Below are 23346 nucleotides of genomic sequence, written 5' to 3' on the forward strand. Positions count from 1 at the left end.
CGGCTGGACGGCCTGCTCGACGCGCCGCGTTCGGGTGCGCCCAGATCGATCGACCACACCCGTGTCGATGCCGTTATCGCGAAGACACTGGAATCCGTACCTGCAGGCGCGACGCACTGGAGTACGCGTAAGATGGCTCGGGAGATGAGCCTTTCGCAGACGGCTGTGTCGCGCATCTGGCGCGCTTTCGGCCTGTAGCCGCATCGGCAGGAAACCTTCAAACTCTCGAGTGATACGCTGCTTGTCGACAAGGTTCGCGACATCGTCGGTCTGTACCTCGAACCGCCACTGAAGGCGATGGTGCTGTGTGTCGACGAGAAGAGCCAGATCCAGGCGTTGGACCGTACGCAGCCCATACTGCCGCTCGCGCCCGGCATTCCCGAGCGTCGTAATCACGACTACATGCGCCACGGCACCACCACCTTGTTCGCCGCGCTGGACATTGCTACTGGCGAAGTCATCGGTGAATTGCATCGTCGCCATCGCAGCAGTGAATTCCTGCAGTTCCTGCGCACGATAGATGCGAACGTGCCCGCTGAACTGGAAGTTCATCTGGTGATGGATAACTACGGCACGTATAAGACGCCTTCAATCAGGAACTGGTTTGCTCGACATCCACGCTTCCAGGTTCACTTCACGCCAACGTCCGCATCGTGGCCCAATCAGGTGGAACGTTGGTTTGCCACGCTGACCGAAAAATACATTCGACGGGGCACGTATCACTCGACACGGCAACTTGAAGAGGCGATCCGGCATTACCTCGACGTCTATAGCGCGAATCCTCGGCCGTTCGCCTGGAGCAAGTCGGCCGATGAAATTCTCGCAAGACTCGAACGGTTCTGCGCTTGGCCAGGTCGATGGCGATGGTCACGAGTTCCATCTGGTTCTCCTTGGGCATGACTGAGATGATGTGCCGGTGAAAGCGCACGCGCACAGCGTGAGCGTAAGTGCGAAATGCGGGGTGGTCGGTCATGAAGAACAGCGCGTCGTGCAGAAGCAACTCATCGCGCGGTTGCGGTGCCGCGAGCGTTGTAATACGACGACGTCGCCGTCCGCTTCACGCTACGGAAATGTCGCTGGCAGGCCTGGCGCTTTCAGCGGCCCGGTTCCATTTTGTTCCGCCACGCAGCGGGGGTAGATCTGGGGGTAACCGTCCATCGCCACATTGCCAATCCCATACTGGGTGGGCCTGAGCCCCCGCAATGAGAACCCGACCCGGCAACAGAACTCATCCGGCGATGGCGTGCCTTTCTACGGGGTTACCCTGTCTGCAGATCGGCGTCCCATCGGACACGTTGTAGAACTGACTAAGCTCCGACTCGGTCGCGATTGCGCCCTACGGCTGGGGCCGATCATGGGCCGGTTGATCGCGGAGATGATGAGCGGTGCGCCAACGATCGTGGATCCGAAACCGTTTTGCGCCACACTGTGTATTTGTATGAATATACCGATACACGCATCTTCGTCGCGCGAGTGGGTACACTGAGAGTATCCAATCGATAGCAAACTGAAGGCAATCTGGTATGCAAGCTTTGCACCGGATGCTGAAGTCATAAGAGGTGATGCATGGCTGCGATCCATCGCCCGTGTTTCTCTGACGTCCCGGAACTTCGCGTGGGCGATGTGACGCTTTCTGCGATCGATGACCCTCAGACTCAGCGCAATAAATTAGCGCGCGTCATGGTAGACGCGATGTACCAGTTCGTAGGTTTACTGGATGCGAACGGGACAATGCTCGAGATCAATCGTGCTGCGCTTGAAGCTGCCGGGATACGAATGGACGACATTCGCGGCAAGCCGTTCTGGGAGGCGCGGTGGTGGGTCGTATCCCCGCAGACACAGGCCTCGCTCCGGGAGCTAATTCGCCGCGCTGGCGAAGGCGAGTTCGTCCGCTGCGATTTCGAAGTCTACGGTCAGTTGGCCGGTGCGGAGACGATCGTCGTTGATTTTTCGATTTTGCCGATCAAAGATTCAAGTGGTGACGTCATATTCCTGCTTCCGGAGGGCCGCAATATCACTGAGAAAAGGCGCGCCGAAGCTGCGATTGCGCGCAAGAACGAGGAATTACAGGCAAGTTGGGAATTAATCCAGCGCCAGCGCGACGAACTTCAGAGCCTCTATGACAAGCTCGCTGTCGAGCAAAAAATGTCCGAGCGGCTATTGCTCAATCTGCTTCCCTATCCGATCGCTGAACGACTGAAAGCGCGCCCGGACCTGATCGCCGACAGCATTCCGGAAATCATTGCCGACAGTTTTACTGATGTCACGGTTCTATTCGCAGATATTGTCGCGTTTACACCGTTTTCGACGAATATGACTCCAGAACAATTGGTCGCATTCCTCAACGAAATTTTCGCGGAATTCGATAACATTGCCGATCGCTGTGGCCTTGAAAAGATCAAAACTATCGGCGATTCCTACATGGCAGCAGCTGGACTGCCCGACCCGGCGCCTGACCATGCAGTGAGGGCAGCTCATATGTCTCTGGACATGATCGATGCGCTTACGCGAATTAATCGGCGCCACGGCTACAACCTCCAGATGCGCATTGGCATCAATAGCGGGCCTGTGGTCGCCGGTGTCATCGGCAGGCGAAAGTTCATCTATGACCTGTGGGGCGCCGCAGTCATCACTGCCAGTCGAATGGAGTCCCACAGCGTCGCGGGGCGTGTGCAGGTGACCGACGCCACGCGGCGCCTTCTTGGCGATCGCTTTTTGTTTGAGGAGCGCGGCGCAATTGAAGCGAAGGGCATCGGTACACTGCACACCTGGTTCCTGACGGGAACAAATCCGATTTATGCGGGAACGGGCGTCACTTCAGGACAATAACCGATTCACTTTTCGGCGCCGCTGGAGCAAACGCATGGCTTGGGTTGTTGCGCGTGCTCGCTCGTACCTCGCGGGGTGGCGGCGGCCAGCTCACTACACTGACAGGCGGCAGCGTTGCCACGCCGCCGCCTGTTCGGGTCATTACGCCGTGGCTGAAGCGCGAAGGCGATTGACGAGCTGGTTGTCCTTTCCCCCGACGAGCGGGGTCAACTTTAAATTGAACTCAATGTCCTTGTACGCGTCGGCCTTCAGTCCCAGCGCGGTGCCACCGGCTTGTTCCGTGACGGGCGGGATCAGCTCTTCACGCGTGGCGTAGGCGAAGTCGTCCCAGATCAGCGGATCGCCTTCGATGTTGAACTGCGTGGTCAGCTTGCGGTGGCCGTCGCTCGTCACGAAGAAGTGCACGTGCGCAGGCCGGTTCCCGTGCCGGGCAATTGCGTCCAGCAGTTGCTGGGTCGCGCCTTGGGGAGGGCAACCATAGCCCACCGGCATCAGCGTGCGGAATTCGTACTTGCCATCCGCGCCGGTCTTTACCGCGCCGCGCAGGTTGAAGTCGCTTTGCGCGCCGGTCGGGTCGAAGTGCGAATAGAAGCCCTTCGAATTGGCGTGCCAGCATTCCACCACGGCACCCGCGACGGGCTTGCCGTCGGGACCGGCGACCGTGCCACGGATGACGAGCGGGCCGGCATCCGTATCCGCATCGAGGTCGATTCGCGAGACGCCGTCGCGCACCGGTGCGCCTGCGACATAAAGCGGACCTTCGATCGTGCGCGGCGTGCCGCCGTCGATGCCGACCGCCTTGTCCGCTGCGTCCATCCGGATGTCGAGATACTTCTCGAGACCGAGGCCGGCCGCAAGCAGCGCTGCCTCCCCATCCTGGCCGAGCTTGTTCAGATAGTTGATGCCGGCCCAGATTTCATCGGGCGTGATGTCGAGATCGTCGATGGCCTTGAACAGATCGCCCAGCAGGCGGTGGACGAGCTGCTTCAAACGTGCGTTGCCGTTGCTGCCGTCAATGTTTGTGGCGGCCTTCAGCAGGTCCTGCACTTCCTGGGTTTCGAATACTTTCACGCTCATGATTACTGTCTCCAGTTGGTATTGGGGAAATGACGCGGGGTGGGTGGGGCGCCCTTTAAAACACCTGGGTTTCCGGCTCACGCGTCGTCGTCACGCACCGACGATGGGTGACGACACAACGGCGTGACTTCAATCTTCATGTACGGGAACAGCGGCAATGCGCTCAGGAGGTCGTGGAGCTCGGCGTTGCTCCCTGCATCGAAGATGCTGTAGTTCGCATATTCGCCAACCAGGCGCCAGATATGGCGCCACTTTCCGCTGCGCTGCAACTCCTGCGAATAAGCCTTCTCGCGCGCCTTGATTTCGTTGGCGACATCGGGCGGCATATCGGCGGGAAGGTTCACATCCATTCGTAAGTGGAAAAGCATGGTCGAGCGTCCTCTTGTCGGGGCCAGGGATTAGCGGGTGACTTTCATGAGGCCATCGCGCGTGAAGCGCTTGACCTTCGCCTCGTCGAGCTCGATGCCGAGGCCCGGCCCATTGGGCACGGTCAAGGCGAAGTCGCTGTAGTTCAGCGGCTCGATCAGGATCTCTTCGGTAATCAGCAGGGGTCCGAACAGTTCGGTACCCCACTGGAGGTTGGTGAAGCTCGCGAACAGATGCGCCGAGGCGACCGTGCTGACCGCGCCTTCGAGCATGGTGCCGCCATAGAGCTCGATACCGGCTGCATCGGCAATTGCGGCTACGCGCTGGGCCGCGAACAACCCGCCGCTTTGTTCGATTTTGATCGCGAACACGTCGGCGCCTTCGCTCCTGGCGATCTCGAACGCGCTTTCTGGGCCCTGCAGGATTTCATCGGCCATCAGTGCGACAGGGAAGCGGCGCATCAGGCGTGCAAGTGCGGCGGCGGACGCCACCGGCTGCTCGACCAGTTCGCAGCCTGCGTCGGCCAGTGCCGGAATGGCCCATGCGGCCTGCGTCTCGCTCCACGCCATATTGACGTCGACGCGCACCGCCGCTCGATCGCCTAGCGCCCGCTTGATATCGGCCACGTGCTTGATGTCGGTCTTGAGTTCCTTCGCGCCAATCTTCAGCTTGAAGATCTTGTGACGACGCGCTTCGAGCATCGTCTCGGCCTCGGCGATATCTTTCGCGGTGTCGCCCGATGCCAGCGTCCACGCAACCGGCAGCCGTTCGCGGCGGCGCCCGCCCAGCAGTTCGCTCACGGGCACGCCAAGGCGCTTGCCATGCGCGTCGAGCAACGCGGTTTCGATTGCGCTCTTCGCGAAGTGATTGCCCTTGACGAGCTTGCCGAGGTGGGCCATCAACGCCTGGACGCGTGTGGGATCCTGGCCGATCATCGCCGGCGCGAAGTAAGCATCGATCGCCAGCTTCATGGCCTCCGGGCTTTCGGGGCCGTAAGCCATGCCCGCAATCGTGGTGCCTTCGCCAATGCCGCTCACGCCGTCGCTGCAATACACCTTCACGAGCATCAGCGTCTGCCCGTGCATGGTCGCGACCGAGAGCTTGTGCGGGCGAATCGTCGGCAGATCGACGAGGCGGGTTTCGATACGTTCAATCGTCGTTGCGGTCATGGCAGAAGCTCGGTGTGTGGATATGTGGGGGCGTTGACGGCATTAGATATCCGGGCCCGCGCGGGCGCTATCCGTCTATTGGACACTCGCTATCCGTTTTTTTCGGCGGCAAAAAAAGCGGATAGCGAACGGCGACCAGGTGGATAGCCGCCGCACTGCATCGGGTATTCAATGCAACTCATCACGAACCCGGTCGCAAGACCGCCAGATGACTGGAGGAGAACCCATCATGAGCGCCGAAAAAGACACGTCGCAGTGGCAAGAATTCATTGGCGGATGCCTCGATTTCCGTCCGGCAGAGGGCGTCTATCGCATTGCGCGGGAGATGTTCACCGAGCCGCAACTGTTCGACCTGGAGATGGAGTTCATCTTCGAGAAGAACTGGATCTACGCGTGCCATGAGAGCGAGATCCCCAAGCCGCACGACTTCATGACGATGCGCGCGGGCCGTCAGCCTATGATCATCTCGCGCGACGGCAACGGTCAGCTCAACGCGATGATCAACGCGTGCCAGCATCGCGGCGCGACCCTCACGCGGATGGGCAAAGGCAATCAGTCGACCTTCACGTGCCCCTTTCATGCGTGGTGCTACAAGAGCGACGGACGCCTCGTCAAGGTCAAGGCGCCGGGCGAATACTGCGACGACTTCGACAAGTCCACGCGCGGCCTGCAAAAAGCGCGCATTGCCAGCTATAAGGGCTTCGTGTTTATCAGCCTCGACGCGGATGCGACCGACACGCTCGAGGATTACCTCGGCGATGCGCGAATCTTCTTCGACATGATGGTGGCGCAATCGCCCACGGGCGAGCTGGAGGTGCTGCCGGGCAGGTCCACGTACACCTATGAAGGCAACTGGAAGCTGCAGAACGAAAACGGCCTCGATGGATACCACGTGAGCACGGTCCACTACAACTACGTCGCCACGGTGCAGCGGCGCCAGGAGGCCAATGCACAAAGCGGCGGCTCAACGAGCGGAACGCTCGACTACAGCAAGCTTGGCGCGGGCGATTCAGAGACCGACGACGGCTGGTTCGCATTCAGGAACGGCCATAGCGTGTTGTTCAGCGACATGCCCAATCCCAGTGTGCGTCCCGGCTACGGCAGCGTCATGCCGCGCCTCGTCGAGGCACAGGGGCAGCAGAAGGCTGAATGGATGATGCATCGCCTGCGCAACCTGAACATCTATCCGAGCCTGTTCTTCATGGACCAGATCAGCTCCCAGCTTCGCATCGTGCGTCCGGTCGCGTGGAACAAGACGGAGGTTATCAGCCAGTGCATCGGCGTGAAGGGCGAATCGGATCAGGACCGCGAGAGCCGCATTCGGCAGTTCGAAGACTTCTTCAATGTGTCGGGAATGGGCACGCCCGACGATCTCGTGGAGTTCCGTGAGCAGCAACGTGGCTTCCAGGCGCGCCTCGAGCGCTGGAGCGACATTTCTCGCGGACATCACAAGTGGGTGGCAAGCGAGACGGCCAATACGCGGTTGCTCGGCATCGAACCGGTGCTGTGCGGCACGGAGCTGACTCACGAGGGGCTTTACGTCAACCAGCACGGTGCGTGGCAGCAATACCTCATGAAGGGGCTCGCACAGAAGTCGAACATTACGAAGGAGGCCTGAACCATGTCCGTCACCCTGCAACAATCGGTCGAGCAGTTTCTCTATCGCAAGGCTGAACTTTGCGACGCGCAAAGCTGGGACGAGTACCTCGATCTGTTCGACGAAAACAGCGAATTCCACGTGCCCCAGTGGGACTCCGAGCATGTGTACACGACCGACCCGAAGCGCGGCATGTCGCTCATCTACTATGCGAACCGCACGGGTTTGGAGGATCGCGTGTTCCGGCTGCGCACGGGCAAGTCGGCTGCGTCAACGCCGCTGCCGCGCACGCTGCACCAGATCACCAATGTCCGTATCTCGCAGCGCGAAGGCGACGAACTGGAAGTCAAAGCCAACTGGGCCACGTTTTACGCGCGGCAGGGCGTTGCGGAACACTTCTTCGGCCGCGTCACGTACCAGCTGCGTCCGTCCGGCGACAGCTGGAAAATCACGCGCAAGCACGTGCTCCTGCTGAATGACACGATCAATGCAGTGCTCGACTTCTATCATCTGTAAGCGGGAGTGCCACGAGATGAGCCACAAGGTTGCCTTCAGTTTTGCCGATGGCAAGACGATGTTCTTTGATGTCCGTGCCAGCGAACTCCTGCTCGACGCCGCACTGCGCAATGGGGTAAATATTCCGCTCGATTGCCGCGAGGGCGTGTGCGGGACTTGCCAGGGGCGCTGCGAATCGGGCAGCTATACGCAGGACTATGTCGATGAAGAAACGCTGTCGGCTGACGATCTCGCCGCGCGCAAGATTCTGTCTTGCCAGACGCGCGTGCAATCCGATGCGTCGTTTTACTTCGATTTCGATTCGAGTTTTTGCAGCGCGAGCGGGACCACGTTGCTCGCCGGCCAGGTCACGGCTGTCAAGCAGGTTTCCGAAACAACCGCGATCCTGCATCTGGACGCGAGTGCACATCCTGGGCGGCTTGATTTCCTGCCCGGCCAGTATGCTCGTCTAAGGGTGCCGGGCGCGAATGTATGGCGTTCGTATTCATTCGCCAACCGGCCCAGCGAGGACAACCAGCTGCAATTCCTGATCCGTCTGCTGCCCGACGGTGCGATGAGCAACTATATGCGCGAGCGCTGCGAGCCGGGCCAGACGGTCGAGTTCGAGGCGCCGCTGGGCACGTTCTACCTACGCGAGGTGGAGCGGCCGCTAGTGATGGTCGCAGGCGGTACCGGCCTGTCCGCATTCCTGGGCATGCTCGACGATCTCGCTCACAAGGGCGGCTGTGGCCAGAGGGTCCATCTCTACTATGGTGTGACGAACGCACGCGATTTATGCGAGATCGATCGTTTGAAGTCCTACGAGCAGCGCATCGAAAACTTCGCGTGCGACATCGTTGTGATGAATCCCTCTGAATCATGGCAGGGTAAGACGGGGCTGATTCCCGAGCATTTCGATCGCGGGATGCTCGAAGCAAATCCCTTCGACATGTATGTTTGCGGACCGCCGCCGATGGTTGAGGCAATCAAGACGTGGCTTGCAAGCGAACGACTGGAGGGCCACCGTCTTTACTACGAAAAATTCGGGGACAGCAACAGCGCACAGCTGTCCACCTGATGCTGTGGCTGCCGGCGTGTCTTGGGGTGTTTCAGTATTTTGTCTTCGCATGGCGTAGTTTACTATTGAGCCATCGTCGATCCCCTCATGACACGCCATGCATCCCCCCACCTTCAACGACCGTCGAGGTATCGACGCGCTGAGTCACGACCTCGAAGGCGCGCGGGACTGGATGGCGTCGATTTGCGGCCCCCATGGGCTGCAGGTACGCAGCCCGAAAGAACTGCAATTCCATCATTCTGGAACGGTGATGCGTTCCATGGCCAGCACGTTGGGGTACGTTGAGTACGGCACCGACGTCACCGTCTCGGTGCACAATGACGCACCGCTCAACAGCTACAGCGTGAGCCTGCCACTCACCGGCCAGCAGGAACTCTCCGCTCAGGGCCGCTTATGGCTGTCGGACCAGGACAGGGGCCTCGTTCTCTCGCCGCATGAGACGCAGGAGCTTGCGATCATGGGCAATTGCCGGAAGATCATCGTTTCAATACCGAGTCCGGCCTTGCGTCAGGTGCTCGAGGGACTTCTGCAACGCCCGCTCGAAGCTGCGTTGACGTTCGAGCCGCAGATGAATGCCGCCGAAGGCGATCAGGCGGCCTGGTGGCGCATGGTCAAGTTCCTGCTGGCCGAGATGGGACAGGCGGGGCCGTTGCTCAATCACCAGCAAATGGCAGGGGATCTCGAGCACGCGCTGATCAAAGGCCTGCTGCTCTCCCAGCCCCACAACTATTCGCAAGCGCTTGCCGAGGCGATGCGTCCTTCGTGTCCGCACTATTTGTTGCGCGCGAAACAGTTCATTCACGAAAACGCCCGCGAAGACATCGCGCTCGAAGACATCGAGCGTGCAGCGGGGGTGTCCCGCTACAAGCTGTTCGAAGGCTTCCGGCAGCACTTTGGGCTTGCGCCCATGGCGTATCTGAAACGGCATCGGCTAGAAGCGGTGCGGCGCGACATGCTCTCCGACTGCTCTGAGCACAACGTTTCGTCCATTGCGATGAACTGGGGATTTTCGCATCTCGGCCGATTTTCGAGTGACTACAGGCAACTTTTCGGCGAAACGCCATCGCAGACGCTCAAGCGCGCGGCAAGACGTTAGATCATCGGACTTGAGTCATGCGAGGTCGGCATGGACGGACATGTGCACGCCGCTGTGCGCTGCTTAAAGAGGCAAGCGATGCGCCTTGGTGCGACTTGCGAACAGGATTGTACGAACTGTCAGCACATCCTGGCACGGAGCAACGGCGGGGCCGCCGGGCGGGGCGTTAGCGAATGTCTCTATAAGCATTCGCTCGCGCCATATCCGCAGCCTCAACTCCGGCCCGCGGGTATGGCGCAATCTCCTGGTCGGAATGTCACTGGAAGTGATGCACGTAACGCAGCACGAGGCGCGTTCCCTCGGGACGGTTGCGCGCATCCGCCTCGAAATAGGCATTGAACAGCAGGTGGTCATGCTGGGAGAAGCTATACATCGCCCCCGGGCCGATCGCCCATACCGCTTCGCGCTGGCCGGACACGCTCTGGCCATTCACCTTCATGTCGGTGATCTGGCGCAGCCAATAACCATTGAGGCCGATTCGCAAACCTGGCATCACCTCGTATTCCGTCGCAAGGTTGACGTGCAGCGCCTGCCCGGCCTGTGATGAAGAAACGTCTTCACCCAGGCCCCGATACGGCCGATTGTTCGTGGCGTTCCAGAGGTAGTGCAGCCGCCAGGAAACCGTCCACTTCGGATTGATCCAGACAGTCGCCGCCCAGTACGGATCGATCGACCAGAATCCACTGCCCGGATTGATTGCTTTGCCTGGGTCGTAGGCACCCGTTGGCGCAATGATCTGGAGTTCGAAGCGGTGCGCAAAGCGGGGGCCGTCCGGACCCATGACCGGATCGAACTGGATGAACGGCCCGACAAGCAGATCGCCGAACCCCGTGCGTGCGTTCAACGCCACGTCGCCCATGCCGTCGTCGGTGTGGGCCGATGCCACCCACGGGAGAATCACGTCGATGCCCGGATGCGCGCCGGCAATCTTGAATGGCGACTGGTAAACGAGTTGCGTCAGGCCTGCGAAGACATCGATATTCTGCTTCGGCAGCGCCACTTTGTTGCCTGCATTGTCGTTGATGCGGTCGGCCGTATAGTATTCGAGGTACTGCGTTGCATACCAGCCGGACCCCGCCGGGGGGGCGCCATCAAGGAAGCTCGTAAAACCAAGGTTGATGTTGGGCAGGTCGCCGGCTATTGCCGATGTGGTGTTCATCAGACCAGACACAGCGAAGCAGAAGAGCAGCATGCGGGACGCGGAGCGCTTCATTCGGTTGCCTTTATATATGGAATACTAAATAAGTAGATTAAATACATGCCCGATTGCCGGCGACTGCGCCATACTGCCCCGAATGAAAGACCAGCGGCGCGTGCCCATCTGCTTCGAAATGCTCGATCTGCCCGATAAAGATCACGTGATCGCCGCCATCGTGCTGCGCCAGGTTGCGGCACACGAAGTGGGCGCTGCAGCCATCCAGCACCATGGTTCCGCCAAGGCTTTCGCGGCAGGCCACGCCAGCGTACTTGTCGGGCGACGCTCTTGAAAAGCGCTGCGACAGTTCGATCTGGTCTTTGGCCAGCACGTTGATCGCGAAGTAGCCGGCATGCACGAAGTCTGGGCAACTGGGCGAAGTCTTGCCGATACTCCAGAGCACAAGAGGCGGATCGAGCGATAGCGATGCAAACGAGTTGGCGGTCAGACCAATTTTCCGTCCGTCCTGCGCGGCGGCGGTGATAACGGTCACGCCCGTCGGATACTGCCCGAAGGCGTTGCGCAATTGCCGCATCGCATTGAGCAGGTCATCGGGTTTCGCGGCAGTGGGTTCGGGCGTGCTGCACATGAGTTTTCTCCTTTTCGTGTTCATTACGCGGCGCGCGCAGCGTGTTCGTTGATCAGCGCCATGCAGGCGGCCGGATCGAACCACCACGGCGAGAACATGCGCGGGTCGTCGAAGCCGTCGGCAATCGTCGAAGCCAGCGAAGGAAACTGACCGGCCGCGCCGAGCAACTCGAGAATATGCGGCGGCGGTGGCGTGAGCATCGAGTTCGTCCACTTGACGACCGCTTGCGCATAGGACCAGTAACGCTCGAAGGTCTGCTGCATCCAGTCTTCGCTGAAGGCAGCACTGTTGCGTTCGAGAATGGCGTCGAGATAGACCTTCGTGCACTTGGCGGCATTGTTCGAGCCCTGGCCTGTGATCGGATCGTTCACGACGATCGCGTCGGCCATACCGAACACGGTCTTGCCGGAAGGCAGCCGGAAGTAAGGATTACGCACCGTCGGTGCGAAACGGCCGCTCAGCACGCCGTTGGGGTCGGTCAGTTCCACGTTGGCGCAGCGCTCGGCTTCCCACGGCAGGTATTGGCGGAGAAAAGCGAGGCTGGTCTCGAGATGTTGCTCGGGTGTCTTGACGTTCCCCCAGCAATCGAGCGGGCCGCCCGGAATGCCTTCGAACACCATGATTTCGCACGGCCCCGTCGTCGTCAGCGCGGGAAATACAAAGTACTCGCCCACGCCCGGGATCAGGTTGAAGCGCACACGCGAGTAGGGCGTCGACGGCGTCATGCCCTTCACGTAGGTCAGCGCCAGCGCGCGCTGGGGCTTGTCGAACGGACTACGCTCGGCGTCGCGGCCCAACTGGTTGACAATCTCGCCCTTACCGGCGGCGAGCAGCACGAGGTCATGACTTTTCGCGAGTTCTTCCATTTCGGGCACGCCAACGTCGCAGATCCGCACATCGGCGCCACGCTCGACGACAGCTTCGAGCCAGGCCGACATCTTGACGCGCTGATCCACGGATTGTGCAGGGTGGGTCAGGCGTGCGGACCAGTCGATCAGCTTGCGGCCTGGCACGTCGGGATGCGGCACCGCGAGGCCAATGCCTTCTACGGGCGGGCACGATGCCTCCCACCAGTTCAGACCGAGATCGCGCTCGATCTGTAGCGAGGCGTTGAACATGCACTGGCTCGACATGACCTTGCCGGTGCGGATTTGCTCGGCATCGCGATTGGTTGCGAGCGTGACTTGATAACCACGGGCGAGCAGGGCGAGCGCCAGTTGGAGACCAGATTGACCAGCGCCGACGATGGCAATTTTTCTCATGACGAATACCTCGAAGTCGATAAATTAAGGAAGCGTGTTTGCGCCGTGCCCGATCTCATTCAGCGAGCTTCGGAATGGCGGGCATGGCCTGCTCGGGACCCATCGCCGAATAGCCGCCATCGACGGCGTAATCGGCTCCGGTCACGAAGCTCGCTGCATCGGTGCACAGGAAGGTGACGACATGCGCGATTTCCTCCGGGTTGCCGACGCGTCCGAGCAGATGAAAGGGCGCGGCCACGCGGTCCGTCTTTGCGCGGTCGCCATGCGTGAGTTCATCCATCACGCGCGACCAGGTCCAGCCGGGCGAAACCGAATTCACGCGAATCCCGTCCTGGGACAGATCCATCGCCATGTTGCGTGTGAGTGCCTTGAGCGCGGCTTTCGAGGTCGGGTAGAGCCACCGTCCCGTTTGCGCGCACTCGGCTGAAATCGAACTGAAGTTGACGATCGAGCCGCCGCCGCGCTTGACCATATACGGATGCACGGCCTTGACCAGCATGACCGCCGAGATCACGTTCACGTTCATCGCGGCGAGCCAGTCGTTGCGGCCTGCCTGGATGCCATTGTCAACATAGCTGCAAGCCAGATTGACGAGGATGTCGATACCGCCGAACTGCTGTGCGGTTCTCGCAACTGCTTGCCCCAGCGCGCTGTCGCTAGTGATATCCGTTTCGATGAAGAGGCCGTTGGCGCCGAGCGCATCCGCCACGCGTGCGCCGTTCTCGGCATCGATATCGAGCACGGCAACGTTGGCGCCGGCAGCAGCGAGATCCCGGGCGACGGCCGCCCCGATCAGCGTGGCGCCGCCCGTCACGATGGCGGTCTTGCCTGCGAGTGAAGTCATGATGGCTTGCTCCATGTTCTTGAGGGGAGGATTCGGTCAGTGGGCATCGTTGGCGGGGACGCTGTCCTGCCAGCGCTTCATCAGCGTGTTCGAGGGAAGCGTTTCGTCGAGCAGTTTGCGGGCGGTATCCACACCTGTGGTGGGCAGCCCAGTCGGGTCGAGCAGGCCGATCTGCACGAGCACGCTGGCCTGGTCCCAATAGATGTGCTCGTGATAGAGCTTGTTGCCGCGGAATTTCACCACGGCCAGCAGCGGAATCTCGACGCGTTTGCCCGTGGGCGCGATGCCGGGCAGCATCCAGTCGATCTCGGTGGTGTGGGTGAAGCAGAACAGCGTTTCGTCGACGATCTGCGTGGCACCGATGGTGCGCGAGATCGGCTGGATCGTCGTATCGGGTGGATTGGCGTGCACGAAGTGGTGGCTATAGAAGCGCTTCAACTCGGTGTAGCCCACGCCGCCCGTGAGCGTCGGAATATGGTTGACGTAGGGCTCGGCCACCATCGTTGCCATCGTGGCATCCACGTCGCGCGTCGCGAACTCGTGGGCGAGATGTTCTTCCCACAGTGCCGACAGATCGTAATGCGGCCCCATCGTCTTGCGAAACGCGGCCACCGCGCGCTCGTGCGCCATCAGCGCCGAAGGTTTGTCGAAGTGGTCGCCACCCTGGCGGGCGAACGCGTGGTCGACGCCTGGATAGACGTACACCTCCACGTTCTCGTTGTGGCCCAGTGCCGCCGTGATCTGCTGCTGCGCCTCGGGCGGACAGAACCGGTCGAGTGCGGCGATGTTCAGGACGAGGCGCCCCTTGATGCTCGCCGCTTCTTCCAGTGCATGCTCGATCCCCACGCCGTAGTAGCTGACCGCGCAAGCCACGGGAAGACGGCAGGCCGCGAGCCAGGCCAGCTTGCCGCCGAGGCAGAAACCGAGCACGCCGACCTCGCCCTGGCATTCAGGCAATGTCCGCAGTACGGCGAGCGTCGCGCCGACATCGTCGACGCCAAGATCCTCGTCGTATTGCTGATAGAGATCGAACGCACGCGCAAAACCGGCTTCGGTATAACCGAGTTCGATGCCGGGTTCGACGCGCCAGAACAGGTCGGGCACCAGCACCGTGTAGCCTTCCTCGGCGTAGTAGTCGGCCACGTCGCGCATGGTCGCGTTGACACCGAAGATCTCCTGGCACAGCACGATGCCGGGTCCCGCGCCACTTGCAGGGGTTGCCAGGTAGGCCCGGAACGCGCCGCCGTCCGGGGCTGGAATATCGATGTATTTTCCTTTCATTGTGAGGCTCTCCAATAGTCTCCAACAGGTTGCGGCTCGAGTGCCCCCAGTGTTCTGCGACAAAACAGATGGCTCTATCCGTTTCATTCAACGGCTATCCGGGGACTCTAAAAACCTGCGGAACGAGGGAAAACCCTGCCAGGCGGAGCGAGGGTAATTGAGGATGGCTGCCAGAGCGGGGCAGGGCCTACAGTACGCAGCGACCCGAAGTGGGCCTGTTTTTGCCTCTTTGGCGTTGCCTGGCTTGCTGGAGGCTTCCGGAGCGAGGAAACTATCCAAATCCCCCACGCGGCTGCCCGCTTCCTGCAGACGATTCGTGGACTCGGAAACACCGTGCCCGGATCGGGTGCAGGTGGACGTTCCTGGAGAATTTCAATGAAGCATTTTCCCGCCGCGGATGCGCTGCTCGGTGCGGGCTGCTTCAACAGCGGCACCCTGTTGCTTGAATCGGGCGACCTTGACGAGGTGCGCGAGTGCGTTGGCTCCGTGTTCAAGCCTCACAAGCTCGCTTTGCTTGGCACTTCTGAGCATCTGCAGAGCCACATGTATCATGCACGGCACGGGAGTCTGTCGCTCAATCTGCTCGACTATGGCGGCGACGTGACAATCGACCCCGAACGTCTCGGCAGTTTCTTCCTGTTGCAGATCCCTTTGAGCGGCGGTGCCGAAATCGAATGTGGCAACCACCGTTTCGATTCATCGCCAGGTGTTGCCTCGCTCGTGTCGCCGACGCTGCCCTTGCGGATGCGCTGGATTCATTGTCCGCAAGTCGTGCTGCGCATCGAGCGCGAAGCGATCGAGCACCACTGCGCGCGCCATTTCGGCACCGAGGAACACAGGGTGGTGGAATTCGAGCCCGAATTCAACCTGACTTCGCCATCGGGCGTGTGTCTGTTGCCGTTGCTCTCGGTGCTGGCGAATGTGTTGAGTGATCCGGCGCACCCACTGCGTCATCCATTGGCCTACGAACAGTTCGAATCCACCGTGCTCAACGCGCTCGTTTATGGGCAGGTCAACACTGCGCGCAGTGGCGCGCGCCCCCTGGGCGCACCGCTTGCACCGTTCTACGTGAAGCGCGTCGAGGAATACATTCGCACGCATCTGCATGAGCCCCTGACGATCGAGCGGCTTGCCGAATTTTCTGGGGTGAGTGCTAGCACGCTGTTTTCCGGCTTCCGCAATTGCCACGGCGTGAGCCCAATGGCATGGGTGCGTCAATTGCGTCTTGAGCGTGTGCGCGATGAACTCCGCGGCGCGGCGGCTGAACCGGTTTCCGTTACGGACGTTGCGCTCAAGTGGGGGTTCGCCCACCTGGGCCGGTTCGCAATGGAGTACAAGCGGGCGTTTGGCGAATCGCCCTCGGTTTCGCTACGAAGTCGGTACGGCGGGACACACGGCTGACGTTAGCCGGTCTGGTGAACGTCGTTCATGTAGACAAAAGTTTTCACCTTGGAACCTCAGTGCTGTCAGAAGCAATTCATCGCGCGTTGCGGTGCCGCGAGCGTTGCAATAACTTATTAGCAAACTGGGCGCACAAAAAAGGCCTCCGAAGAGGCCAAATTCACGCAAACGAGAATGTGTGGGCGGGGCGTGGAATCCGTCCCGCCGTGCGTGTCGTGATTACTTCTTGTCGATGGAGTAGCGGCCCGGGCCAATCACGGCGAGGAGCAACAGACCACCGGCGATACTGACGTTCTTGTAGAAGTTAATCATCGCCATGTACTGGTCCATACCCGTCAGCGCCCAGTAGCGGTGGCCGATGAACCCCGTCGCGACGGTGTAGACAGCGAAGATGATTGCGATGGGGCGCGTGAAGAAGCCAACAGCAATCAGGAGACCGAAGCCAAGCTCAACTGCCACGGCGATGATTGCGGACAGCGTGGGCAGCGGCGAGACGGTCGCCATGTATCCGACGGTGCCCTCGAAGCCCGCGAGCTTTTGCCAGCCGAACAGAATGAATAGCACCATCATCAGAATGCGGGCTGCGAGGATGAAGCCGTCGCGCTGATTGTCGAAAGAAAGATAACGCATGTCGATTCCTTAAACCAGGTTGGATGCTAGTGCTACCGGACTCGTGTTTGCGTGCCAGACGCTTTGCATCGTTTTCCAGATCAGCAATTTGCCTCGACAAGAGCGAAAGGAACGGTTGTCGGGCTTGCATCAATGAACGAAATTTTACGCAATCGATGCGCGCAATCAATCGGGTGGCGACGTATTCACAGTCGCCAAAAGGTTGACAATCGAGGATGAGCGCGAGGCTTGAACTGACGCACGCAAGTAGGCAGCGCGACGCTTGCAACGCGCCGCTGCGATTTCGCTGGAAGGAATGCGGCGCGGGTTTAACCGCGCGCAGGTCGCCGGACGGCGGGTTGCGCAACCGCATCGCCAAGGCGCTCCTGGAGGAACGACAGGAACGTGCGCATGACAAGTGAGCCCTGGCGATGCTGCGGATACACCGCACTGAGCTGGAGCGGCGGGGGAACGAAGGATTCGAGAACGGGTACGAGCGATCCGTCTTCAATGGCCGGGCCTACGATGAAGTACGGCAGCAGGGCGATACCTGCATCTGCCACAGCCGCGTCACGAACCAGTTCGCCATTGTTCGCGACGAGCATCCCTTTCACTTCGAACACCTGGCGGTTGCCGTCGACAACGAACTCCCAGCCCGTGGTGCTTTCCTTGCCATAGAGGAGGCATTTGTGTCGCCCCAGTTCTTCGGGCGACGACGGCATCCCGTGCTCCTTCGCGTAGGCCGGGCTGCAGCATGCAGTCATCCGCAGGTCGCCAAGGCAAGCGGCAATGAGCGTGGAGTCGGCGAGCGGGCCGATTCTCAATGCAAGGTCAAAGCCCTCGCCAATGAGGTCAGCGCGGCGGTCGCTGAGGTCGGCATTGACCTGCACCCGGGGATGCAACCTCATGAACTCGACGATCAGTGGGCAAAGGTGACGCATGCCGAACGAGAGCGGCGCGCTGATGCGCAGCGCGCCGTGGAGCATGCCGTGGCGCTCGGAGATGGCCTCCTCGGCGTTGGATACGGCCTCGAGAATCCGCTGCGCATGGTCATAGAATTCGCGCCCCAAATCCGTGACCGTGAGTTTGCGTGTGTTGCGAACCAGAAGGCGCACGCTCAGCGTCTCCTCGAGAGCGGCCACGCGGCGGCTGACGTATTGCTTGGATTGCTGCAACTGGTCCGCTGCCGCAGTGAAGCTGCCTGAGTTCACCGTGGCAACGAAAATTCGGACGTCCTCTAGCTGCATGAGTGTCAACCGGTTTGTAACTCGTAGTAGCCGGTATCATACTTGAAGCTAATGTGCATTGAACCGCACGACGACTCGATTTTCGTTTTCCGGTGCGATGCTCCTGGCGGAGATGCAACTGACTCCCGCTCGACCGATTATCTCTTGTCGAAGGAGAGCCGGCCCGGGCCGGATACCGCGAGAAGAAGCAGCCCGCCAACAATGCTGATGTTCTTGTAGAAGTTAATCATGTTCACGTAATGCTCCATACCGGTCATTGTCCAGTAGTGGTGGCCAATGAACGCGGCGCCGACCGTATACAAACCAAGCAGCAATGCGAGAGGGCGCGTATAGAATCCGATTGCGATCAGCAGTCCGACGGCCAACTCCATAAGCACTGCAACGAGGGCTGCCAGACCCGGTGCGTGGCTGCCGACGCTTGCCATGTAGCTCACGGTTCCGTCAAAGCCGGTCATCTTTTGCCAGCCGAAAAGAACGAAAAGAACCATCATCAGCACACGTGAGGCGAGCAGCGCGGTGTCGCGGTTTCTCGTCCACCCACTTTCATGCGCCCGACTGCTGCTGGCGGTGCCAGCGTGGCTTTGCTCCGAACGCCGCCCTTCAATATGAGCTTCTTTCGGTTGGCTCGCGCGTGCTGCGCTCGTTGACTCGGCCTTTCTGTTCGCGGGAGCAGTTGTCGCATCGGACGTTGAGGACGATTGCTTCGACATCGGTTGCTTGTTCAGGCGTGCTGCGAGCGTGGCAATGTATTGGCCCTGGTATCGCGCGATATCCAGCTCATTGGAGCTTGGCTGCCGGCTACCATCCGCGCCGGCAAGCGTCGTTGCGCCATACGGCGAGCCGCCAGTGATTTCGTCCATGTTCGTCAGGCCCTGGCATGCATAGGGCACACCGACGATTGCCATGCCATGGTGCAGCAGAGTGGTGTGGAACGCACGCAGTGTGGTTTCCTGGCCGCCGTGCTGCGTGCCAGTCGAGATGAACACGCTGGCAAGCTTGCCGATCAGCGCGCCCTTCGCCCAGAGGCCTCCGGTCTGGTCGAGGAAGTTGCGCATCTGTGCCGCCACGTCTCCGAAGCGCGTCGGCGTGCCGAAGATGATGGCATCGTAGCTCGCGAGTTCATCGATAGTTGCGACCTCGGCCTGCTGGTCGAGCTTGATGCCCGCAGCTTTCGCCTGCGCTTCCGGGATGGTTTCTGGGACACGTTTGAGCGTGACCTGCGTGCCGTTGACGACACGCGCACCTTCGGCGACGGCCTGCGCGAGACGCTCGACGTGGCCATACGACGAATAGTAAAGAACAAGAATCTTTGACATGCTGTTTTTTCAATGGAATGCGTTACAAGATCAGCGGAGCAGTACGGCGTGTTATCCGCGAATGGTTTTGTCCAGGGGACGAAGATCGAACAAGAGGACCTCGGCGTCGTTGCCCTCAGTGAACTCGAGGGCCGATTCCGCACGAATGCGCGCGCCATCACCTTCTCGCAGCATCGTGCCGTTCAGCTTCACTGACCCGCGTGCAACATGCACATAGGCGTATCGGTCCGGCGCCAGGTTGTAGGTTGCTCGCTCGTCGCCGTCGAACAGGCCTGCATAAATGGCGGCGTTCTGTTTGATGGTGAGCGACTCCCCGGCGCCGTCGGGCGAGGCGATGAGGCGAAGCCGACCGCGTTTCTCAGTGCTGGGCACGTTTCGTTGCTGGTACAGCGGCGTGCCACCGCTCTCGCCGGGGACGACCCAAATCTGGAGGAAGTGGACGCTGTCGCGATTCGAATGATTGAACTCGCTATGGGTCACGCCGGAGCCAGCGCTCATGAGCTGCACGTCGCCAGGCACGATGACCGACCCGGTGCCCATGGAATCGCGATGCTCAAGCGCACCCTCGAGCACGTAGGACATAATTTCCATGTCGCGATGCGGGTGTGTACCGAAGCCTTGGGAAGGTGCTACGCGGTCGTCATTGATGACGAGCAGGTCGGAGTAGCCGGGTTGCTGCGGGTCGTAGTAGCTTCCGAAGGAAAACGTGTGACGGGAACTGAGCCATCCGTGCTCTGCTCGACCGCGCTCATTTGCTGCTCGTACTTGAATCATCGTGGAGTCCTTGAGCGATGCTGTAACGAAGTGGCCTCATTTTTACGTGATCGCTTCGCTCGAACAAGCGGGGCAGCGGGTACTCACAGTCTCGTATTCGTTGACGCTGTGGGGGGCGGCGCACTCTGCCGAGAGCATTCTTGCGTGCTGGCTTCAACGAACATTGAGTCAACTAAAACGCGACAGAAAGTAACGCGAAACGCAATTGACTCCAGATGGTGTTCGCGTAAGCTTTGCGGGTCTTATTCGCTGTCTTCGCTGTCTTCGCTGTCCCCGGCACGCACCTGGGAGAATTTTCGAAGTGCGAGCATCGGCAGCAGACGCTGATGGTGAGGAAGGGGCGCACGCCTCTGCGCTATCAGTACTGCGAACCGTCTCAGCCCGCACCGGACAGCGGCGCTAACCGACCCGCAGGGTCGCCATGTAACCTGGAGAACTCAAATGTCCAAAATTCTGGTCCTGTATTACTCGTCCTACGGTCACATCGAGACGATGGCACATGCTATCGCTGAAGGTGCGAAGTCCGTCGCTGGTGCGAACGTGACACTCAAGCGTGTGCCCGAGACGATTCCCGCCGAGCAGGCGAAGGCGGCTGGCATCAAGCTGGACCAGGCCGCGCCCGTGGCCACCATCGACGAACTCGCTGACTACGACGCCATCATCTTCGGCACGCCGACGCGTTTCGGTAACATGGCCGCGCAAATGCGCAACTTCCTCGATCAAACCGGCGGCCTGTGGATGAAGGGCGCGCTGGTCGGCAAGATTGGCGGCGTGTTCGTGTCGACCGGCACGCAGCACGGTGGACAGGAAACCACCATCTCGTCGTTTCACACGACGCTCCTGCATCACGGCATGGTCATCGTCGGTGTCCCGTATGCATGCGCAGGCCTCACGAAGATGGACGAAATCACCGGCGGCACGCCTTATGGCGCAACGACGCTCGCCGGTGCCGACGGCAGCCGCCAACCGAGCGCGAACGAACTGGACATTGCGCGCTACCAGGGTAAGCACGTCGCAGAACTCGCAGCGAAACTGGCATCCTGATAGCCGCCGCAAGGTATTCAATCAAGGAGGCTGCGCCGGGAGCGGGCTTCGTTGAGAGATTGGTGTCGAGGGGCACGCTGTTCAATCTGGGTGTTGAGCGAGCGTTTGCCCCTGCTTTTATGCTGCCGGTGGATTGTGCAGCGCGCAATTATGACAGTGTCGATGTGTCACGATGGTCCTTGTTCGCTGCATTGGATACGTGAGCACCCGGGAGAGAGCCGAACATGTGCTGGCTGCATTTCGCTTCGCGCCATGCCGCGTTGAGCTTGATGCCCGAAAGCATGCGGCGCGCGACAGGGAGAATTTGCTCTCCGGCCAGAATGCCGAGCAGGCCCACCAGTGCAACGGTCGGCGGCGCCGGCGACTGAACGCCGATTAAGTAGTAAACAGCGCCGGCCAGAATGCCTGCGAGGAACGAAAAAATGTACGGTTTCATGATTCGATCCTGTTTACGATTTGTTAACTAATAAGTGCTTCGCAGCAAGAATCTTGAAGGACGATGGAATTTCCATGATAAGGATAGCTCAATTAGTATCATTAAATCAGGTTTAATATTAATTATTAACAACATACATAATTCAACTTATTGGGTGGAATTTTGTAGAAATTGTGGCTTAAATGATGAGGGCTGGTTGTCGAATCTCCCAGCACAAAGCACATTGGGTCCCTCCCGGTTTAGCCGACGAGGCGGGCTTTTTCTCTCCTGATCAAAGGACAGACGCGCCATGAGCAATCCGAAGCTTGAAGTCCTCACCCCGCAAAACAGCCAGCTGATCTTCATCGATCAGCAACCGCAGATGGCCTTCGGCGTGCAGTCGATCGACAGGCAAGTACTGAAGAACAACGTCGTCGCCCTGGCCAAGTCGGCCAAGGTATTCAGTATTCCGACCACGATCACGACGGTCGAATCGGAAAGCTTCTCCGGCTTCACCTATCCTGAACTCCTTGACGTGTTTCCGGGGCAGAAGCTGCTCGAACGCACGTCGATGAACTCGTGGGACGACCAGAAGGTGCGCGACGCGCTTGCCGCGAACGGTCGCAAGAAGGTGGTGGTCTCGGGCCTGTGGACCGAGGTCTGCAACAACACCTTCGCCCTGTGCGCGATGCTCGAAGGCGGCTATGAAATCTACATGGTGGCCGACGCTTCGGGCGGTACGTCGAAGGAAGCACACGACTATGCCATGCAGCGCATGATCCAGGCGGGCGTCGTGCCCGTCACCTGGCAGCAGGTCATGCTCGAATGGCAGCGCGACTGGGCACGCCGCGAGACCTACGACGCCGTCATGGCGATCGCGAAGGAGCACTCGGGCTCCTACGGCATGGGCATCGATTACGCGTACACGATGGTCCACAAGGCGCCGCAGCGTACCGCAACGCCGCATGAGGCGCTCCCCGCGGTACCGGCGACCTGATCGCGGGCGTGGTCATGGGCGAAGCCGGTGTGATGCGTTCTATACGAAGGCGTTGCACCGGCGATCGCGGCGACCCACTGCCTGCAGTGCAGCGTCGCGCATAGCCCGGGTGCAAGAGCCTTCTTGATCAGGATGCATCGGCCTGGATTCGAATCTGGAGGGGAGTCTGAACGCATGGAACCTTACCTGGTGTCATTGGGCGCAGGCGTGCTGATCGGCGTGATCTATAGCGTGATCAAGGTTCGCTCGCCCGCGCCGCCACTGATAGCGCTTATCGGCTTGCTCGGCATGGTGATCGGCGTGCAGGCCTTCCCGGCGCTCAAGCAGTTTTTCGGTTTCTAATTGAAGCGCGTAAGAGAGCGAAACGAGGTAACGCACATGAGCGCAACCAGCCCCCAACCCGACCTCATTCTGCATAACGGACGGTTCACCACCCTGGACCGTTCAAACCCAACTGCCACTGCCGTGGCGATCGCTGACGGCCGTTTCGTCGCGGTTGGCAGCGACGCCGACATCATGCCGCTGGCAGGCGGTGCGACAAAAGTCGTCGATCTCGGCGGGCGGCCCGCGCTGCCAGGCCTGATCGATAACCACCTGCATCTGATTCGCGGCGGCCTGAACTACAACATGGAGTTGCGCTGGGACGGCGTGCGCTCGCTCGCCGT

The 23346-nt window shown here is 60.2% G+C and carries 23 protein-coding genes and 2 pseudogenes; 11 read left to right on the forward strand and 14 right to left on the reverse strand.

The features are described 5' to 3' along the window. Positions 1-900 (forward strand): annotated as a pseudogene (locus L5014_RS16085) (IS630 family transposase); the annotation flags it as partial. Positions 901-1566: 666 nt separating this feature from the next. Beyond that, on the forward strand, positions 1567-2829 hold the full coding sequence (locus L5014_RS16090; protein ID WP_238464719.1) for an adenylate/guanylate cyclase domain-containing protein: 1263 nt from the start codon (positions 1567-1569) through the stop codon (positions 2827-2829). Between the two features lie 141 nt (positions 2830-2970). Here L5014_RS16090 and catA read toward each other — a convergent pair whose 3' ends face one another. From catA to L5014_RS16105, 3 genes are all read right to left on the reverse strand, one after another. Then, positions 2971-3906, reverse strand: a complete 936-nt coding sequence (catA, locus tag L5014_RS16095) for a catechol 1,2-dioxygenase (RefSeq protein ID WP_238464720.1) — start codon at positions 3904-3906, stop codon at positions 2971-2973. A gap of 77 nt (positions 3907-3983) precedes the next feature. Next, on the reverse strand, positions 3984-4274 hold the full coding sequence (gene catC / locus L5014_RS16100; RefSeq protein WP_238464721.1) for a muconolactone Delta-isomerase: 291 nt from the start codon (positions 4272-4274) through the stop codon (positions 3984-3986). A 30-nt stretch (positions 4275-4304) separates the two neighbouring features. Further along, entirely contained in the window at positions 4305-5441 is a 1137-nt protein-coding gene (locus L5014_RS16105; RefSeq protein WP_238464722.1) for a muconate/chloromuconate family cycloisomerase, read from the reverse strand. Positions 5442-5670: 229 nt separating this feature from the next. Here L5014_RS16105 and antA point away from each other — a divergent pair, with 229 nt between their 5' ends. The 4 genes from antA to L5014_RS16125 all read left to right on the forward strand — a co-directional run bounded on the left by antA (position 5671) and on the right by L5014_RS16125 (position 9707). After that, on the forward strand, positions 5671-7059 hold the full coding sequence (gene antA, locus L5014_RS16110; RefSeq protein WP_238464723.1) for an anthranilate 1,2-dioxygenase large subunit: 1389 nt from the start codon (positions 5671-5673) through the stop codon (positions 7057-7059). Positions 7060-7062: 3 nt separating this feature from the next. After that, a complete protein-coding gene (gene antB, locus L5014_RS16115; protein WP_238464724.1) occupies positions 7063-7554 on the forward strand; it encodes an anthranilate 1,2-dioxygenase small subunit in 492 nt (163 codons plus the stop codon). Between the two features lie 16 nt (positions 7555-7570). Further along, complete coding sequence (antC, locus tag L5014_RS16120; protein ID WP_238464725.1) at positions 7571-8611, forward strand: anthranilate 1,2-dioxygenase electron transfer component AntC; 1041 nt, start codon at positions 7571-7573, stop codon at positions 8609-8611. A 97-nt stretch (positions 8612-8708) separates the two neighbouring features. Further along, positions 8709-9707 carry an AraC family transcriptional regulator gene (locus L5014_RS16125; protein WP_238464726.1) on the forward strand — a complete coding sequence of 333 codons (999 nt, stop codon included), beginning with the start codon at positions 8709-8711 and terminating at the stop codon, positions 9705-9707. A 256-nt stretch (positions 9708-9963) separates the two neighbouring features. Here L5014_RS16125 and L5014_RS16130 read toward each other — a convergent pair whose 3' ends face one another. From L5014_RS16130 to L5014_RS16150, 5 genes are all read right to left on the reverse strand, one after another. Next, positions 9964-10899: a SphA family protein gene (locus L5014_RS16130; protein ID WP_238464745.1), complete on the reverse strand. Its 936-nt coding sequence runs from the start codon at positions 10897-10899 to the stop codon at positions 9964-9966. A gap of 58 nt (positions 10900-10957) precedes the next feature. Continuing rightward, positions 10958-11437 carry a flavin reductase family protein gene (locus L5014_RS16135; RefSeq protein WP_238464727.1) on the reverse strand — a complete coding sequence of 160 codons (480 nt, stop codon included), beginning with the start codon at positions 11435-11437 and terminating at the stop codon, positions 10958-10960. 77 nt (positions 11438-11514) lie between these two features. After that, positions 11515-12753 carry a styrene monooxygenase/indole monooxygenase family protein gene (locus L5014_RS16140; protein WP_238464728.1) on the reverse strand — a complete coding sequence of 413 codons (1239 nt, stop codon included), beginning with the start codon at positions 12751-12753 and terminating at the stop codon, positions 11515-11517. A 55-nt stretch (positions 12754-12808) separates the two neighbouring features. Beyond that, positions 12809-13597 carry an SDR family oxidoreductase gene (locus tag L5014_RS16145; RefSeq protein WP_238464729.1) on the reverse strand — a complete coding sequence of 263 codons (789 nt, stop codon included), beginning with the start codon at positions 13595-13597 and terminating at the stop codon, positions 12809-12811. A 36-nt stretch (positions 13598-13633) separates the two neighbouring features. After that, on the reverse strand, positions 13634-14878 hold the full coding sequence (locus L5014_RS16150; protein WP_238464730.1) for a dienelactone hydrolase family protein: 1245 nt from the start codon (positions 14876-14878) through the stop codon (positions 13634-13636). Between the two features lie 375 nt (positions 14879-15253). Here L5014_RS16150 and L5014_RS16155 point away from each other — a divergent pair, with 375 nt between their 5' ends. Then, positions 15254-16279 carry an AraC family transcriptional regulator gene (locus L5014_RS16155; RefSeq protein WP_238464731.1) on the forward strand — a complete coding sequence of 342 codons (1026 nt, stop codon included), beginning with the start codon at positions 15254-15256 and terminating at the stop codon, positions 16277-16279. Between the two features lie 219 nt (positions 16280-16498). Here the strand turns inward: L5014_RS16155 and L5014_RS16160 are convergent, their stop codons facing one another. The 5 genes and pseudogenes from L5014_RS16160 to L5014_RS16180 form a co-directional block, all read right to left on the reverse strand. Then, entirely contained in the window at positions 16499-16909 is a 411-nt protein-coding gene (locus tag L5014_RS16160; RefSeq protein ID WP_238464732.1) for a DoxX family protein, read from the reverse strand. A 308-nt stretch (positions 16910-17217) separates the two neighbouring features. Then, a complete protein-coding gene (locus L5014_RS16165; protein ID WP_238464733.1) occupies positions 17218-18135 on the reverse strand; it encodes a LysR family transcriptional regulator in 918 nt (305 codons plus the stop codon). Positions 18136-18272: 137 nt separating this feature from the next. After that, complete coding sequence (locus tag L5014_RS16170) at positions 18273-18647, reverse strand: DoxX family protein (protein ID WP_274389391.1); 375 nt, start codon at positions 18645-18647, stop codon at positions 18273-18275. Positions 18648-18857: 210 nt separating this feature from the next. Then, a pseudogene (wrbA, locus tag L5014_RS16175) lies at positions 18858-19451 on the reverse strand (NAD(P)H:quinone oxidoreductase); the annotation flags it as partial. 51 nt (positions 19452-19502) lie between these two features. Next, the gene (locus tag L5014_RS16180) at positions 19503-20225 is read right to left on the reverse strand and encodes a pirin family protein (RefSeq protein ID WP_238464734.1); all 723 of its coding nucleotides are present in this window, start codon (positions 20223-20225) and stop codon (positions 19503-19505) included. A gap of 441 nt (positions 20226-20666) precedes the next feature. On the opposite strand from L5014_RS16180, the gene wrbA (L5014_RS16185) reads away from it, so the two are divergent. Continuing rightward, on the forward strand, positions 20667-21269 hold the full coding sequence (wrbA, locus tag L5014_RS16185) for an NAD(P)H:quinone oxidoreductase (RefSeq protein ID WP_238464735.1): 603 nt from the start codon (positions 20667-20669) through the stop codon (positions 21267-21269). 148 nt (positions 21270-21417) lie between these two features. Here the strand turns inward: wrbA (L5014_RS16185) and L5014_RS16190 are convergent, their stop codons facing one another. Next, complete coding sequence (locus L5014_RS16190; RefSeq protein ID WP_238464736.1) at positions 21418-21705, reverse strand: XapX domain-containing protein; 288 nt, start codon at positions 21703-21705, stop codon at positions 21418-21420. Positions 21706-21994: 289 nt separating this feature from the next. Between L5014_RS16190 and L5014_RS16195 the strand changes: the two genes are divergently transcribed. The 3 genes from L5014_RS16195 to L5014_RS16205 all read left to right on the forward strand — a co-directional run. After that, on the forward strand, positions 21995-22681 hold the full coding sequence (locus L5014_RS16195; protein WP_238464737.1) for a hydrolase: 687 nt from the start codon (positions 21995-21997) through the stop codon (positions 22679-22681). A 174-nt stretch (positions 22682-22855) separates the two neighbouring features. Then, entirely contained in the window at positions 22856-23023 is a 168-nt protein-coding gene (locus L5014_RS16200) for a DUF1427 family protein (protein WP_238464738.1), read from the forward strand. 36 nt (positions 23024-23059) lie between these two features. Beyond that, positions 23060-23346, forward strand: a 287-nt coding sequence (locus L5014_RS16205; RefSeq protein WP_238464739.1) for an amidohydrolase family protein, incomplete at its 3' end; no start/stop codon positions are given.

The organism is Paraburkholderia tagetis, from assembly GCF_022213065.1.
Classification (GTDB): Bacteria; Pseudomonadota; Gammaproteobacteria; order Burkholderiales; family Burkholderiaceae; genus Paraburkholderia; species Paraburkholderia tagetis.

Bases quoted from the DNA above. Each gene is read 5' to 3' on its own strand.
- antB (WP_238464724.1), top strand. From the start codon at position 7,063: ATGTCCGTCACCCTGCAACAATCGGTCGAGCAGTTTCTCTATCGCAAG.
- L5014_RS16150 (WP_238464730.1), bottom strand. From the start codon at position 14,878: ATGAAAGGAAAATACATCGATATTCCAGCCCCGGACGGCGGCGCGTTC.
- antC (WP_238464725.1), top strand. From the start codon at position 7,571: ATGAGCCACAAGGTTGCCTTCAGTTTTGCCGATGGCAAGACGATGTTC.
- L5014_RS16195 (WP_238464737.1), top strand. From the start codon at position 21,995: ATGAGCAATCCGAAGCTTGAAGTCCTCACCCCGCAAAACAGCCAGCTG.
- antA (WP_238464723.1), top strand. From the start codon at position 5,671: ATGAGCGCCGAAAAAGACACGTCGCAGTGGCAAGAATTCATTGGCGGA.
- L5014_RS16155 (WP_238464731.1), top strand. From the start codon at position 15,254: ATGAAGCATTTTCCCGCCGCGGATGCGCTGCTCGGTGCGGGCTGCTTC.
- L5014_RS16160 (WP_238464732.1), bottom strand. From the start codon at position 16,909: ATGCGTTATCTTTCTTTCGACAATCAGCGCGACGGCTTCATCCTCGCA.
- L5014_RS16200 (WP_238464738.1), top strand. From the start codon at position 22,856: ATGGAACCTTACCTGGTGTCATTGGGCGCAGGCGTGCTGATCGGCGTG.
- catA (WP_238464720.1), bottom strand. From the start codon at position 3,906: ATGAGCGTGAAAGTATTCGAAACCCAGGAAGTGCAGGACCTGCTGAAG.
- L5014_RS16165 (WP_238464733.1), bottom strand. From the start codon at position 18,135: ATGCAGCTAGAGGACGTCCGAATTTTCGTTGCCACGGTGAACTCAGGC.
- wrbA (WP_238464735.1), top strand. From the start codon at position 20,667: ATGTCCAAAATTCTGGTCCTGTATTACTCGTCCTACGGTCACATCGAG.
- L5014_RS16130 (WP_238464745.1), bottom strand. From the start codon at position 10,899: ATGCTGCTCTTCTGCTTCGCTGTGTCTGGTCTGATGAACACCACATCG.
- L5014_RS16140 (WP_238464728.1), bottom strand. From the start codon at position 12,753: ATGAGAAAAATTGCCATCGTCGGCGCTGGTCAATCTGGTCTCCAACTG.
- catC (WP_238464721.1), bottom strand. From the start codon at position 4,274: ATGCTTTTCCACTTACGAATGGATGTGAACCTTCCCGCCGATATGCCG.
- L5014_RS16190 (WP_238464736.1), bottom strand. From the start codon at position 21,705: ATGAAACCGTACATTTTTTCGTTCCTCGCAGGCATTCTGGCCGGCGCT.
- L5014_RS16145 (WP_238464729.1), bottom strand. From the start codon at position 13,597: ATGACTTCACTCGCAGGCAAGACCGCCATCGTGACGGGCGGCGCCACG.
- L5014_RS16090 (WP_238464719.1), top strand. From the start codon at position 1,567: ATGGCTGCGATCCATCGCCCGTGTTTCTCTGACGTCCCGGAACTTCGC.
- L5014_RS16125 (WP_238464726.1), top strand. From the start codon at position 8,709: ATGCATCCCCCCACCTTCAACGACCGTCGAGGTATCGACGCGCTGAGT.
- L5014_RS16105 (WP_238464722.1), bottom strand. From the start codon at position 5,441: ATGACCGCAACGACGATTGAACGTATCGAAACCCGCCTCGTCGATCTG.
- L5014_RS16180 (WP_238464734.1), bottom strand. From the start codon at position 20,225: ATGATTCAAGTACGAGCAGCAAATGAGCGCGGTCGAGCAGAGCACGGA.
- L5014_RS16135 (WP_238464727.1), bottom strand. From the start codon at position 11,437: ATGCGGCAATTGCGCAACGCCTTCGGGCAGTATCCGACGGGCGTGACC.